The organism is Daejeonella sp. H1SJ63, assembly GCF_029360775.1.
GTDB lineage: Bacteria > Bacteroidota > Bacteroidia > Sphingobacteriales > Sphingobacteriaceae > Daejeonella.
This window is the reverse complement of record NZ_JARKMZ010000032.1, coordinates 35,381-50,572: the sequence shown is the minus strand read 5'-3', so window position 1 is coordinate 50,572 and position 15,192 is coordinate 35,381. Positions and strand designations below refer to the sequence as shown.

Sequence of the window (15,192 nt, the reverse complement as noted above, 5' to 3'; positions counted from 1 at the left end):
TTTAATCGGCAAGAAGAATCAGCTCACATATTCATTGATTCTGTCTTTGCTTGGTAAATTGCTGCGTCCCATCAGGAATTCATCTGCCTTACGTGCAGCTTCCCTTCCTTCAGAGATTGCCCATACCACAAGCGACTGACCACGGCGCATATCACCGGCAGCAAAAACTTTACTGATATTGGTTTGATACTGTTTTTCATCAGCTTTAACATTTCCTCTTGCATCAAGCTCCAGACCGGCATTATGTACCAGTCCCTGATGCTGCGGATGCAGGAATCCCATGGCCAGAAGAATCAGCTGACAAGGAATTTCCCTTTCAGAGCCTTCAAGCTCTGTAAACTTAACCGGACGACCAAGTGCATCCATTTCCCAGCTTACATCCGATACGCGGATTGCTCTCAAATCGCCATTGGCATCGCCTAAAAATTCCTTGGTATTGATACTCCAGAAACGCTCACAACCCTCTTCATGAGAACTTGTGGTTTTAAGAAGCATTGGATAAGTAGGCCATGGCATATTCTCAGTACGCTGAACAGGAGGCTGAACCATTAATTCAAACTGCTTAACTGATTTGGCATCCTGTCTGTTTGACGTTCCAACGCAATCAGAACCGGTATCACCGCCACCAATCACCACTACATCTTTACCGGTAGCACTGATACGCTCACCTGTAAATGAAATATCACTAACTACTTTATTCTGTTGCTTCAGGAAATCCATTGCGAAATGAATTCCATTAAGGTCGCGTCCCGGAATGTTCAGATTACGCGGAATAGTTGATCCTCCGGCTACAATCACTGCATCATGTTCATCGATAAAGGCTTTCATATCATTCTTCACCCCAACCTCAACATTGCAGATAAACTTAATACCTTCCTGCTCCATAATACCGATACGACGATCGATTACCTCTTTTTCAAGCTTAAAATCAGGAATACCATAACGTAATAAACCACCCGGACGATCATCACGCTCATAAACAGTTACCGTATGACCTGCCTTATTTAACTGAGCTGCTGCCGCTAACCCTGCCGGCCCCGAACCCACAACAGCAACATTTTTACCTGTACGGCTAATTGGTCTGTTAGGTTTTACATAACCTTTAGAATAGGCGATCTCAATAATATGTCTTTCAATTTCCTCAATAGCAACCGGTGGTTTATTGATCCCTAAAACACATGCCGATTCGCAGGGTGCAGGACAAATCCTACCGGTAAACTCAGGGAAATTATTGGTTGAATTTAATATCAGATACGCATCTTCCCATTTCCCCTGGTAAACTGCATCATTAAATTCAGGGATAACATTTCCAAGCGGACAACCTGAATGACAAAACGGAACTCCGCAGTTCATGCATCTCGCTGCCTGCTCATTTAACTTCTCAGGTGTGTATTCCTGAACAAACTCATCATAATTTTCTAATCGTTCTGCAGGGGCAATTTTCTTAGGAAGCTCCCTGTCAAACTCTTTAAATCCTGTTACTTTTCCCATTATCCCGCTGACTGTTGAAATTGTTGTTGATGTAATACTTTTTTGTACTCTTTAGGGAATACTTTGATAAATGATTCAGATGCCTGATCCCAATCGTCGAGAATGTATTTGGCTACCTGACTATTTGTTAACTGGACATGCTTGTTAAGAAGGGCTTTGATCTCAACTTCATCCTGAGGAGAAAGCGGATCAAGATCGACCATCTCAGCATTACAGTTTTCAGCAAAAGAACTATCCGCATCATAAACCCATGCAATACCACCACTCATTCCGGCAGCAAAATTCCTTCCGGTCTTACCCAGAATCAATGCTCTTCCACCTGTCATGTATTCGCAGCCATGGTCTCCAACTCCTTCAACTACGGCTATCGCACCAGAGTTCCTCACTGCAAAACGCTCTCCGGCCTGCCCTCTGACGAATAGCTCGCCTGAAGTTGCCCCATAAAGCGCCACGTTTCCGATGATGATATTCTCCTGAGACAGAACCTTACTTTTCTCTGATGGATAAATAACCAACTGTGCTCCTGACAATCCCTTACCTACATAATCATTGGCTTCACCACTCAGTTCAAATGAAATTCCCTTGGTACAGAAAGCCCCGAAACTTTGTCCCGCAGAACCTGTAAACTTAAAATTAACCGTGTTCTGAGGCAATCCCGCCGACTGATACTTCTTGGTAATTTCATTTGACAGAATTGTACCGGTGGTACGATCTGTATTCTTAATATCAAAAGATGCAAACACAGGTGTCTTATCTTCAATTGCCGGCTTAGCCTTCTCAAGTAACTGCCAGTCGATAACCAGATTAAGGTTATGATCCTGTTTCTCACTATTGTAGAGAGTCATACCAGATGGGTTATCCATTGAATATAAAATACCCGAAAGATCGATATTCTTAACTTTCCAGTGATCCACATCATCGCGCATTTTAAGGAACTGAACACGTCCAACCATGTCATTGATGGTCCTGAAACCAAGTTCAGCCATGATCTCACGTAATTCCTCAGCGATGAATCTGAATAGGTTAACGATATGCTCAGGCTTACCTGAGAATAACTTTCTTAATTCAGGATCCTGGGTTGCAACACCTACAGGGCAAGTATTCAAATGACACTTACGCATCATAATACATCCGCCTGCCACAAGCGCAGCGGTAGCTACACCCCATTCTTCAGCACCCAGTAAGGTTGCTATGGCGATATCTTTTCCGGTTTTCAACTGACCATCGGCCTGAAGAACAACACGGCTTCTTAATTTATTCTTAACCAGAGTTTGCTGGGCTTCAGCAAGGCCAAGCTCCCATGGTAAACCGGCATGTTTGATCGAAGTAAGCGGAGAAGCTCCGGTTCCACCGTCATACCCTGCAATCAGGATCACATCGGCATGTGCTTTGGCAACACCTGCCGCGATAGTACCCACACCTGCTTTAGAAACAAGTTTCACACTGATTCTTGCTGCCCGGTTAGCATTTTTCAAGTCGAAAATCAGCTGTGCAAGATCCTCAATTGAATAAATATCATGGTGCGGCGGCGGAGAGATCAATCCTACTCCGGGAGTTGCATGACGAACCTTTGCGATCCAATCATCTACCTTATCACCCGGAAGCTGACCACCTTCACCCGGCTTGGCACCCTGTGCCATTTTAATCTGTAACTCATCGGCATTGGTCAGATAATTAGCGGTTACACCAAATCGACCGGAAGCGATCTGCTTAATTGCTGAGCGCATTGAGCCTCCATCTGCCAGAGGTTCGTATCTTATTTCATCTTCTCCACCTTCTCCGGTATTACTCTTTGCACCAATACGGTTCATGGCTATTGCCAGGGTACTATGTGCTTCATGAGAGATAGATCCGAATGACATCGCTCCTGTTGCAAAACGCTTCAGGATATCCTCAACCGGCTCAACCTCACTCAAAGGAACCGGCTGACGGTGATGAGCAAAACCAAGCAAACCACGGATGGTATACAATGTATCTGTCTGGTTGTTGATATGCTGGGCATATTTCTTATAAACCTCGTAATTATTAGAGCGGGTTGCATGTTGCAGTAAGTGAACAGTTTCAGGGTTAAACAGGTGTGCCTCACCCTTTCTCTTCCACTGATAAACACCACCTTCAGGCAGCAGCCTTAGCTCAATTCCTGTACGTCTGAACCCTGAATAATGCTTGCGTAAAGCTTCTTCTGCCAGATCATCCAATCCCATTCCACCGATTCTGGAAACTGCACCGGTGAAGTAATTATCAATCACTTCCTGATTCAGACCAATGATCTCAAAAATCTGTGCACCATGGTATGACTGCAGTGTAGAGATTCCCATTTTAGAGAAAATCTTCAGCAATCCATCATTGATTGACTTAGTATAGTTCTTATATAAAGCCTTAAGATCCAGATTAGTATCTAACTTTTCGTCAGTTTTTAGTTTACGTATTGTTGCCAGAGCCAGGTAAGGGTTTACTGCAGTTGCACCAAAAGCAATAAGGCATGCAAAATGATGGACTTCCCAAACATCCCCTGCCTCAAGCATGATACCAACAGCACCACGCAATCCTTTTTTGATCAGGTGATGATGAACAGCTGAAACCGCCAGCAAAGAAGGAATCGGAGCGTGTTCAGAATCAATGGCACGGTCTGAAAGTATCAATACTTCAAAACCATCATGAACCGCATCTTCTGCATACCGGCACAAGCGGTCGAGCCCTCTTTGCAAAGAGCCCGGCTGACCATCAGCTTTAAAATAAGTTTGTAATGTTTTTGCCTGAAAAGACCCGGTATCAATACTTCTGATCTTTTCAAGTTCAGTATTGCTCAGTACCGGATGAGGTAATGCCACGCAATGGCAATGCATTTTATCCTCGTCAAGAATATTACCGTTATTACCCATAAATCCGGCAAGACTCATCACAAGACGCTCACGAATCGGATCGATTGGCGGATTGGTTACCTGTGCAAACAGCTGCTTGAAATAATTGGCAAGATGCTGCGGACGGTCAGAGAATACTGCCAGCGGAGTATCTGTACCCATTGATCCAACCGCTTCCTTACCTGTCAGGGCCATCGGCTTGATCAGGGTCTCGATATCTTCGCGTGAATAACCAAATACCTGCTGATACTTGAAGGTCGATTCATTAGATAACTGAGTAAATGCTACACGCGGCTCATCCAGATCCTCCAGTTTTATTTTATAAGCTTCAAGCCACTCGGCGTAAGGTGCCTGTGTGGTTATTTCTTTCTTAATTTCCTGATCCTCTATAATTATCCCTTTCACAGTATCTACAACCAGCATTTTACCCGGCTGTAAACGTCCTTTCTTAACTACAAGTGATTCATCCAGAGGCAATACACCTGCTTCAGACGCCACAATGATACGGTCATCGCTGGTTACCACGAAACGCTGAGGACGAAGTCCGTTACGATCCAGTGTTGCTCCAATCATATGCCCGTCAGTGAAAGCAATTGCTGCAGGACCATCCCATGGCTCGATCAGAGTGGCATGATACTCGTAGAAGGCCTTGGTAGCCGGATCCATCTGCTCATTGCCATCCCATGCTTCGGGGATAAGCATCATCATAACATGAGGAAGTGACCTTCCGCAATGGAACAATAATTCAACTACGTTATCCAGACATGCAGAATCCGACTGATTATTATCAATTACCGGCAAAAGCATATCCATTTCATCCTTGCTGAAGTATGGAGAAGCAAAAGAGCGAATACCTGAATAAAACCAGTTCAGGTTTCCTTTCAATGTATTGATCTCGCCATTATGTGCTATAAATCTGAATGGCTGCGCCAGGCGCCATGAAGGAAAAGTATTGGTAGAAAAACGGGAGTGAATCATACCAAAACCTGAGGTTAGAGCCTCATTGCTCAGATCCTGAAAATAAATCCTGACCTGACTGCTGGTAAACTCTCCTTTATATATAATGATGTTCTGAGAGAGAGAACAAATATAAAACTGGCTTTCAGCTTCTGCAACTGTTTCCCTTACCAGCTTAGTTACATAATTTTTGAGAACATAAAGTTTTCTTTCAAAATCTTCAGGAGTGTGAATATTGGCAGGTTTGGCAACAAACACCTGTTCAATATCCGGTTCAGCTGAAAATGCAGCCTCTCCTATTATTCCTGTATTGATTGGCACCTTTCTGTAACCCAGAATTTGTAAGCCAAGTTTATCTGCAGCTTTAGATATAGCTCTTCTGCAAGCCTCTTTTACCGTTGCTTTTTTAGGAAGGAAGATCATTCCGACACCATAAGAACCAGGTTTATCCAGATGGATATTCAGCTTCAGTGCTTCCTGTTTAAGAAACTCATGAGGCAACTGTATTAATATTCCCGCACCATCACCCGAATCAGGATCGCATCCGCAAGCTCCGCGGTGCTCCATATTTTCTAAAATAGTAAGGGCATCACTTACAATCTGGTGCGACTTCCGGCCCTTAATATTTGCAATAAAACCAACTCCACAGGCATCGTGCTCCATCGAAGAGTTGTATAAACCTTGTGTTTGGCTGTCAGTATTTGTCATCAACAATCTAAAATTTATAAACGGCCTAAAATTAATAAAAATGCAGCTCTTTTACTTAATTGATAATTGTTTTTACGATTCAATCAAAAAATCTCATTTTTCGATTACAAAATTAAAAAATTAATAATTAAACTCACTAATTGTTGTCAATTTAGTATTTTAATTATCAATTTATTGTCATATAGCCTGTAATTCCATTTTTTTCTTACTTTTGTGCCGGGCAAGTCTTTTACGACCAGCTCCCTTTGAACTCCCCCAGGGTGGGAACACAGCAAGGGTAGAAGGTTGTAGCGGTGCGATAAAAGGTGCTTGCCCATTTTTTTTCTAAATTGAGCTAATTAGCAAATGAGCTAATTAGAAAATTGCTTCCACCCATGAGCAGGCTTAAGGCTGATGAAAACCCAATCGTTTTAAAGACATTTGCTTTCGCTGTCAGTGCTGCCAAATATTGTCAGATTCTTCAAACAAGTAAAAATTTTCCGCTGGCAAATCAACTTTTCAAGAGCTCAACCTCTATAGGTGCAAACGTAAGAGAAGCTCAAAATGCTGAAAGCAAAGCTGATTTTATTCATAAATTCAAAATTGCGGTCAAGGAAGTAGACGAAACCGAGTATTGGCTCGCGTTATGTAAAGAATTATATGATCATGAGGAACTTAACAGCTTGAACGAACAGTTAACTGAAATACAAAAAATCATAAATAAAATAATCTCAACGAGTAAGAAAGCATAATTTGCTAATTTGCTCATTCACTAATTTGCTAATTTAAAAGAAAATGAAGTTCTTTATAGACACCGCAAACCTCGCCCAGATCAAAGAAGCCCAGGCATTGGGAATTTTAGATGGGGTAACCACCAATCCAAGCCTGATGGCAAAAGAAGGCATCACAGGAGATGAAAATGTAATCAATCACTACAAAGCAATTTGTGCCCTTGTTGATGGCGATGTCAGTGCTGAAGTAATTGCTACCGACTTTGAAAACATGGTTAAAGAAGGTGAAATTCTGGCTGCTCTTGATCCTAAAATCGTAGTTAAGGTTCCAATGATCGCTGAGGGCATTAAAGCCATTAAATATTTCAGTTCAAAAGGGATCAAAACCAATTGTACGCTGGTATTTTCTGCGGGACAGGCTTTGCTTGCTGCTAAAGTTGGAGCTACTTATGTTTCTCCGTTTATCGGCCGTCTGGATGATATATCAACTGATGGCTTAACACTAATTGAAGACATCAGGTTAATTTATGATAATTATGGATTTGAGACTCAAATTCTGGCAGCATCTGTTCGCCACCCTATGCATATTATTGACTGTGCTAAAATCGGGGCTGATGTAATTACCGGACCACTCTCGGCCATGTCGGCATTAATGAAACATCCATTAACCGATAATGGATTGGCTCAGTTCCTTGCCGACCATGCCAAAGCTGCCGGAAAATAATCATGATTAAACTATAAAAGCAGGCTCACATGGTGGGCCTGTTTTGTTTTAAATACCTTTATCATCATTTGAGCAATGGCTGAACAATACGATATACTTATTATCGGAGGTGGTCCGATCGGACTTGCATGTGGCATAGAGGCACAGAAAGCCGGCCTCTCCTATATCATCCTCGAAAAGGGCTGTCTGGTTAATTCGCTATACAATTATCCATCAAACATGACCTTCTTCTCCACTTCAGAGAAACTGGAAATCGGGAATGTTCCATTCATGAGTATATCGGTAAAGCCAAACCGGAATGAAGCTCTTGAATATTACAGGAGAGTTTCAGATCAATTTAAACTGAACATCCGCTTATTTGAAAAGGTTGAAGATGTTCGGGATGACGAAGGCAATTACATCATCAAAACTTCTAAATCAACTTACAGAGCCGCTAATATTATTGTTGCCACCGGATTTTATGACATGCCCAATCAAATGAATATTCCGGGCGAAGATCTTCCAAAGGTTAAACATTATTATAAAGACCCGCACTATTATGCCCGGCAGAAAGTAATTGTTGTAGGAGCAAATAATTCTGCCGTTGATGCCGCTCTGGAAACCTACAGAAAAGGAGCTGAAGTAACGATGGTTATCAGAGAATCTCAGATCGGAGAACGGGTTAAATACTGGGTCAGACCGGATATCGTTAACCGGATTCAGGAAGGAAGCATCAAAGCTTATTTTAATTCAAGCCTGACTTCAATAAGAGAGAATGAAGTGGACATTCAGGGAACTGAAGGTAGAATCACTCTGTCTAACGACTTCGTTCTGGCCATGACAGGCTACAAACCTGATTTCAGCTTCCTGAAAAAGCTGGGAATTCGTATCTCTGAAGATCAGAAACAGGTACCTGAGCATAATCCCGAAACTATGGAGAGTAATATAAAGGGAATTTATCTGGCCGGCGTAGTTTGCGGAGGTATGAATACACACCTTTGGTTTATTGAAAACTCAAGGGTTCATGCGGAAAAGATAATTAATCAGTTGACAATTGAAAGTTGACAATTTGTAATTGTGCTGCATTGGAAAGTTTCTACTCCATTTCACAATATTCTCTTTCCATTCGCTAAGGGCACAAAAGCATCTTAAAAAGGAATTTTAACTATTTTTTTAGTTCTTGTAATTCTCTGTCTCTGCAAATTAAATTCCTATTCCCAAACAATTATTCTTAACTACCAATACTTCGTTGTCAATTGTCAACTATCAATTATCAATTAATTAAGTTCAAAATCTCCCCAATCGGCTGATCACTGTCTATCAGTATTCCCTTCACTCCTGCCGCTTCGCCTGCAATCACATCCCTTTCCCGGTCACCGATAAAATAGGAAGAAGAGGCATCTATACCAAAACGGGCTACTGCTTTTTCGAGAAGTAAGGAACCCGGCTTACGACAAAGACATTTGCCATTATATTCAGGATGATGATTGCAATAATACACCTCTGTGAGTGTAATGCCCTGCTCTGCATAGCTCTGTTTCAAATGAACGTGCATTTGATTAAGTATTTCAACTGAATACCACCCTTTTGCCAAACCGCCCTGATTGGTAATTACAATCAATAAATAGCCCCTGTCCTGTAATTCTTTCAGTGCCGGAAAATTATGTTCAAGAACCTTAAAATCTTCAAACCGGCATACGTAATCGCCCAATTCTTTATTTAAAACTCCATCCCTGTCAAGAAAAACAGCTTTTTTCATCGTATTATTATTGCTTTCAAATAACTATGTCTTTCAAATATCGATAAAAGATTATCTTTAATTTAGAAAAAACCAATTTTAACCAATATGACAGAAACAAATACAAACAAAGAATTTAAGCCTTATATCCCGGCAAGCAGTACTGTAGCAGAGTTTACGGTTAAGTCTATTTTACTGGGCGCAATTTTTGGAGTTATTTTCGGGGCCGCAACTGTTTATCTTGCATTAAAGGCCGGTTTAACCGTATCTGCTTCTATTCCAATTGCGGTGCTGGCCATTTCTATTGGCAGGAAATTTTTTAAAACAACCATACTTGAAAACAATATCATCCAGACAACCGGTTCTGCAGGTGAATCCATTGCGGCCGGCGTTGTTTTCACACTTCCGGGATTTCTTTTCCTTTCGGCAGGAAGTAACAGTGAATCATTCTTTTCCTACTGGCCAATCTTTCTTTTAGCCGCATTAGGAGGCATTCTGGGCACCCTGATGATGATCCCGCTGCGTAAATCGCTGATCGTTGATGAACATGGCAGCCTCCCTTATCCTGAAGGTACAGCATGCGCTTCGGTATTAATTGCCGGAGAAAAGGGAGGTGATTTTGCTAAAACAGCCTATTACGGACTCGCATTTGCTTTTGCCTATGCAATTTTACAAAAGGTATTTCACCTGATAGCTGAAGCACCGGCATGGGCAACCGCTCAAACCAACAGGTTCTTCCCTTCAGCTACTGTTAATGGCGAAATTACTCCTGAATACCTGGGTGTAGGTTATATCATCGGACCTAAAATTGCTGGTGTACTTGTTGCGGGGGGTGTTTTAGCATGGCTGGGTCTGATACCGCTTCTGGCAACGCTTGTCCCTGCCGAAACCATTGCCTACCAGCTTGTTAAACTGGGATACCTGAAAGATGTGTATACTTCGGGCGGTCCGGGTACCTGGGATCCATTGAATATGGTATTTACAAATACTGCAACTGCCGTTTATCAGGCCTATGTTAAACAAATTGGTGCCGGAGCAGTAGCTGCCGGAGGTTTCATCACCTTGCTAAAAACCATACCAACCATTGTTTCTTCATTTAAGTCGAGCCTTGCCTCTATCAACAAAAACTCTGCAGAAAAACAGCTTACCAGGCGCACAGACAATGACCTTTCATTCAGGATAGTGATTTTTGGCAGCCTGGCTCTTGTCCTTCTTATGGCTGTCCTTCCGCAAATACCGGGCGATACCATACTGAATAAATTACTTATCGGAGTGCTTGTAATCGTTTTCGGATTTTTCTTTGTTACAGTATCAAGCCGTATTGTGGGCCTGATCGGAACATCTTCCAATCCGGTATCCGGAATGACCATTGCCACACTGATGGGAACCTGTCTGATTTTTATCAGTATTGGCTGGACCGGACAATTATATGAGCCAATGGCACTTGTTGTTGGAAGTATGATCTGTATTGCGGCTGCAAATGCAGGTGCTACCTCTCAGGATCTTAAAACCGGATACATTGTAGGTGCTACACCTAAATATCAGCAAATGGCATTATTTGTTGGTGCAATAGTTTCTGCAGTAGTAATCGGAGCTACCCTCTCCATCTTAGACAGGCCAACAGCAGAAATGGCTTCACAGGGAATCAAACATGCCATCGGTACTGAAACTTATCCCGCTCCGCAGGGAACATTAATGGCAACTCTGATCAAAGGTTTACTTTCATTCAACCTCGACTGGCAATTTGTTCTTGTAGGAGTCTTTCTGGCAGTAACCATTGAGTTATGCGGAGTAAAATCACTTTCGTTTGCTGTTGGAGCATATTTACCTCTTTCAACCACCCTTCCCATCTTTGCGGGAGGTGCATTAAAGGGTTTGGTTGATATGAAAAATAAGAAAAAAGACAAGGCAGCCGAAGATGATGAACTTGGGAAAGGTAATTTATTTGCCACCGGACTTGTTGCAGGCGGAGCTTTGATGGGAGTTATCTATGCATTCCTGATGGCATTTGAATCAACCGGTAGCCCTGTTGGACGCCTGAATATGGAAGAACATTTAACAAAAACTCTGGGTAGCGGAGGCTATCAGGTACTGGGCTTCCTGTTCTTCCTGTTTATGGGATGGTCATTGTACAGAATAGCTACCGCTAAAGAAAAATAGATTGATTTAAAAAAAGCGGTCAGGTGCATATTCATCTGATCGCTTTTTTCTAAAAATTGTGTTTAATTAAAAAAGAGACATTAAATAGTACTTACCCCTCCCGAAACAATAAATTTCATTGCTTCGCTGGCACTCATTTTCAAAGCTTTGACACGCTCTGATTTCACAATACAAACCTGACCGGCAAAAGAATAAGAAAGAGGAAAATATACCGCCACTTCACCAGGATATCCGATTTTCGAGAGGTCTTTTTGCGTTAAAAAACCAATTTGCTTCAGACCAGTCTCATTTATTTCTACCATTACGGGCTCGCTGAACTTCTTATCGTCTCCAACAAACGCTTCAGTCAGATCTTTAAATGAAGTATAGATCACATTAAAAATCGGCAGGCGCTTAAACCAGCGGCTAAACCACTTCTTGATCGGATCGGTCACAAAATTTGTCACTACAATACCCACTACAATCAGTATAATGATTACAGAAAGTATACCTAATCCGGGAATATAGATCGGCTTACCCGTTTGATCAACCCAGATCATATTGCTTAAATTAAGGGCAGAATCAACCTTTGTAAAAATCCAATAGATAAAAAACAATGCCGCTGCAATCGGAAAAACTACCAGGGCACCTCTTACCAGATAATTAAATAAAGCTCTTACTATCCTATTCATAATAATAAATTCGTTTTACACGCTGTGAGATTCCTGTCAGCACCTCGTAAGGAATGGTATGGAGTTGAAATGCAATATCCTCCACTTTAATCACATCATTAAATACAATTACCTCATCCCCCTCGGCAGCCTGAATACCAGTGATATCCAGCATACACATATCCATACAGATCTTCCCGATTGTCGGAACCACTTTCCCTCCTACAATCATCTTTCCATTGCCATTACCCAGGGCCCTGCTATAACCATCGGCATAACCAATTTTCACGGTTGCAATGGTTCCGCCATCAGGCATCTTACCGGCACGTCCGTATCCAATGGTATCTCCGGCAGGAATCTGTTTGATCTGTGAAATACTTGTTTTCAGCGAAGTTACGGTTTGTAAAGGAGAATTCTCTTTAAAGGCCGAATCAATACCATACAAACCAATTCCCAGTCTGACCATATCAAAACGGGCCTCCGGCCAGCGACTTATTCCAGAAGTATTTGCCAGATGACGAAGAAAGGAATAGGAAAGTCCGGCAGACAGCCGATCAGACATTCTTTCAAAAAGATCTATTTGCTGCAATGTGAAAGAGTCATGTGCTTCATCCTCACTGGCTACAAGGTGCGAAAACACCGTCTGTACTCTCATTGAGCGACTTTCTCTCAGAAATGAAAGAAGTTCATCCATTTCATCCTCCATAAAGCCCAGCCGGTGCATTCCTGTATCCAGTTTGATATGTACAGGATAATGTTCAAGATTCTTACGGTTTAAAAGTTCTTCAAATTCATTCAAAATACGAACAGAATAAATCTCAGGCTCAAGCTTATGCTGAATGATCGTTTCAAAGGCCAAGGCATCCGGACTCATCACCATTATCGGCAAAGTACAACCAGCATTTCTTAATGAAACCCCCTCATCTGCATAGGCCACTGCCAGATAATCTACCTTATTGAATTCCAGAAGATTGGCAATTTCAAAACTACCGCTACCATAGGAAAATGCTTTAACCATAGCCATTATCCTGGTTTCTGTCCCCAGCAAAGATTTATAGTAGTTCAGATTATTTTCCAGGGCATTCAGATTAATTTCCAGAACCGTTTCATGAACCTTCTGAGTTAAGAGTCTGCTTATATTCTCAAACTCAAAAGCACGGGCTCCTTTCAGCAGAATCGTTTCATTTTGAAATCTGAGCGTTGAAAAGCGGTTCAAAAAATCAGCCGTTGATCCGAAAAGTTCTACCTCGCAATTAAAGTTCCCTACATATTTCCCGATTTTCGGCCCGATGGCGATCAAACGGCTAACCGATTTAGTTTCAAGCAAATGTCTGACCTGTTCGTAAACAGCCTCAGAGTCAGGTCCCGGTATATCAGAAAGAATCAGGGTGCGATGCCGGTGCTGATTTTGCTGTTTTAAAAAATCGAGGGCTATAGCGAGTGATGAAAGATCAAGACTATAGGAATCATCAATCACTGAGCAGTTATTAATACCGTTCTTCATTTCCAGACGCATGCTGATCGGAATAAGCTTCCCGAGCCTTAGGGCAGCTTCATCAGGTTCATAGCCCAATGCAAGCATGGTAGCCCAGCAAATAATACAGTTTTCAATTGAAGCCTGATCACTGAAAGGAATTCTGGCCTGTATATCTTTTCCCCTGAACTTAGCATAGATTATTCTTCCATTTCCTGAAGTCTTTTCATCAGAAATAATGAAAAGATCAGCTGAAGCATCCATTCCCCATTTAAATTTGTCTTTACCCGGAATGTCGCCCGTATATCCTTCAAGATATTTATCAGAATAAATGAGAAGCCCTGCATGGCTGAACAGTTTCAACTTCTCGCTTATTTTTTCGTTTACCGAACTGAAACCCTCCTTATGAGCCTCTCCAATATTGGTAAGAATACCTATCGTAGGATTGATAATCCGAGCAAGCGCATTCATTTCACCGGCTTTGGAAACACCGGCCTCAAAAATTGCAAGATCATGCTCAGAACCCATCTCCCATACAGAAACCGGCACTCCGATCTGTGAATTATAGCTTTTAGGACTTCTGATAATGTTATAATCTGAAAGAAGCAGATGATACAACCATTCCTTAACAATTGTTTTGCCATTGCTGCCGGTAATACCGATTACCGGATAATGAAATTCTGAACGATGCTTTGCGGCAAGGTCCTGAAGTGCTTTAAGCGTGTCTTTAACCTGGTAAAAATTGGCCTCCGGATAATCCTGAGCTTCAAAATCAGGATCTGATATAACAAAACTTCTCAGTCCGGATTCATATACCTCGCGAATAAAACTATGCCCATCGCGCCGGGCACGGAGCGCAAAAAAGAGCCCCTTTGAATGATCATGCAGTTTTCTGCTGTCTGTTAATAATGTACGAACCAATGCCTGCTGCTGCCTGATTATTGCCCGGGCATTCATAAATTCCGTTAATTCTTTAACTCCGTACAGATTATGATTCATACTGCGAATTTCAATAAATTTAGGTCATTAAACTCAAATATTTACGATATTTCGATGCTTTGAGAAACGAAGAATCCAAACCGAAAGTATTTAGCCGTGAACAGGCCAGAGTAAAGGCAGAAAGCTATTGTGCCTATCAGGAGCGATCGCAGTATGAGATAAGAAACAAGCTTTATGAATGGGGTTTGCATCAGAAAGATGTGGAAGAGATCATCACCGAACTTATAGGCGAAAATTTTCTGAATGAAGAACGATTTGCCATGGCCTATACATCAGGAAAATTCAGAATCAAGGGCTGGGGTAAAATTAAAATCAAACAAGGTTTAAAGCTGAAAGGTATACCTGATAAAATGATACAAAAAGCGCTCAAAGCGATAGATGAGGAGGATTATCTAAAGCAATTAATGTACATTCTTGAAAAGAAATCAAATTCGGTTCCTGAAAAAGATCCCTTCAGGCGCAGATATCTTTTAACACGCTTTGCTGCTGGTAAGGGATATGAGCAGGACCTTATCTCTGATATACTGATTAACAATAAGTTATAATAATTATAATAAAAATTTAAAAAAATACTTGTTGAAATAGCTTTTCTCCATATATTTGCCTCACCAAAACGCGAAAGTAGCTCAGTTGGTAGAGCACGACCTTGCCAAGGTCGGGGTCGCGAGTTCGAATCTCGTCTTTCGCTCCAATACGAAACTCCCTCCTAACAGAGGGAATTTTTGTTTGAAATAGTAAATA

The 15,192-nt window shown here is 41.7% G+C and carries 10 protein-coding genes, 1 tRNA gene and 1 other RNA gene; 7 read left to right on the top strand and 5 right to left on the bottom strand.

The genetic code is table 11. The annotated features are described in order from the left end of the window. Positions 1-18: 18 nt before the first annotated feature. Both P2W72_RS11635 and gltB read right to left on the bottom strand, forming a co-directional pair. Positions 19-1,491 carry a glutamate synthase subunit beta gene (locus P2W72_RS11635; protein WP_276362544.1) on the bottom strand — a complete coding sequence of 491 codons (1,473 nt, stop codon included), beginning with the start codon at positions 1,489-1,491 and terminating at the stop codon, positions 19-21. Next, entirely contained in the window at positions 1,491-6,017 is a 4,527-nt protein-coding gene (gltB, locus tag P2W72_RS11630; RefSeq protein ID WP_276362542.1) for a glutamate synthase large subunit, read from the bottom strand. Before gltB ends, P2W72_RS11635 begins: the two co-directional genes overlap by 1 nt. A gap of 218 nt (positions 6,018-6,235) precedes the next feature. On the opposite strand from gltB, the gene ffs reads away from it, so the two are divergent. The 4 genes from ffs to P2W72_RS11610 all read left to right on the top strand — a co-directional run bounded on the left by ffs (position 6,236) and on the right by P2W72_RS11610 (position 8,495). Continuing rightward, positions 6,236-6,335: signal recognition particle sRNA small type (ffs, locus tag P2W72_RS11625), an RNA gene on the top strand. Positions 6,336-6,391: 56 nt separating this feature from the next. Beyond that, positions 6,392-6,748: a four helix bundle protein gene (locus tag P2W72_RS11620; RefSeq protein ID WP_276362540.1), complete on the top strand. Its 357-nt coding sequence runs from the start codon at positions 6,392-6,394 to the stop codon at positions 6,746-6,748. A gap of 43 nt (positions 6,749-6,791) precedes the next feature. After that, a complete protein-coding gene (fsa, locus tag P2W72_RS11615) occupies positions 6,792-7,451 on the top strand; it encodes a fructose-6-phosphate aldolase (RefSeq protein WP_276362538.1) in 660 nt (219 codons plus the stop codon). A gap of 75 nt (positions 7,452-7,526) precedes the next feature. After that, complete coding sequence (locus P2W72_RS11610) at positions 7,527-8,495, top strand: YpdA family putative bacillithiol disulfide reductase (protein WP_276362535.1); 969 nt, start codon at positions 7,527-7,529, stop codon at positions 8,493-8,495. Between the two features lie 208 nt (positions 8,496-8,703). On the opposite strand, the gene P2W72_RS11605 is transcribed toward P2W72_RS11610, so the two are convergent. Continuing rightward, positions 8,704-9,189: an HAD family hydrolase gene (locus P2W72_RS11605; protein WP_276362533.1), complete on the bottom strand. Its 486-nt coding sequence runs from the start codon at positions 9,187-9,189 to the stop codon at positions 8,704-8,706. A gap of 87 nt (positions 9,190-9,276) precedes the next feature. Between P2W72_RS11605 and P2W72_RS11600 the strand changes: the two genes are divergently transcribed. After that, positions 9,277-11,328, top strand: a complete 2,052-nt coding sequence (locus tag P2W72_RS11600; protein ID WP_276362530.1) for an OPT/YSL family transporter — start codon at positions 9,277-9,279, stop codon at positions 11,326-11,328. A gap of 80 nt (positions 11,329-11,408) precedes the next feature. Here the strand turns inward: P2W72_RS11600 and P2W72_RS11595 are convergent, their stop codons facing one another. Both P2W72_RS11595 and P2W72_RS11590 read right to left on the bottom strand, forming a co-directional pair. Continuing rightward, positions 11,409-11,999: a DUF502 domain-containing protein gene (locus P2W72_RS11595; protein WP_276362527.1), complete on the bottom strand. Its 591-nt coding sequence runs from the start codon at positions 11,997-11,999 to the stop codon at positions 11,409-11,411. Continuing rightward, on the bottom strand, positions 11,992-14,451 hold the full coding sequence (locus P2W72_RS11590; RefSeq protein WP_276362525.1) for a bifunctional UDP-N-acetylmuramoyl-tripeptide:D-alanyl-D-alanine ligase/alanine racemase: 2,460 nt from the start codon (positions 14,449-14,451) through the stop codon (positions 11,992-11,994). Before P2W72_RS11590 ends, P2W72_RS11595 begins: the two co-directional genes overlap by 8 nt. Positions 14,452-14,510: 59 nt before the next feature. Between P2W72_RS11590 and P2W72_RS11585 the strand changes: the two genes are divergently transcribed. Together P2W72_RS11585 and P2W72_RS11580 are read left to right on the top strand one after the other, a co-directional pair. After that, positions 14,511-14,996: a regulatory protein RecX gene (locus tag P2W72_RS11585; protein ID WP_276362522.1), complete on the top strand. Its 486-nt coding sequence runs from the start codon at positions 14,511-14,513 to the stop codon at positions 14,994-14,996. A 70-nt stretch (positions 14,997-15,066) separates the two neighbouring features. After that, a tRNA-Gly gene (locus tag P2W72_RS11580) sits at positions 15,067-15,142 on the top strand. Positions 15,143-15,192: the final 50 nt, after the last annotated feature.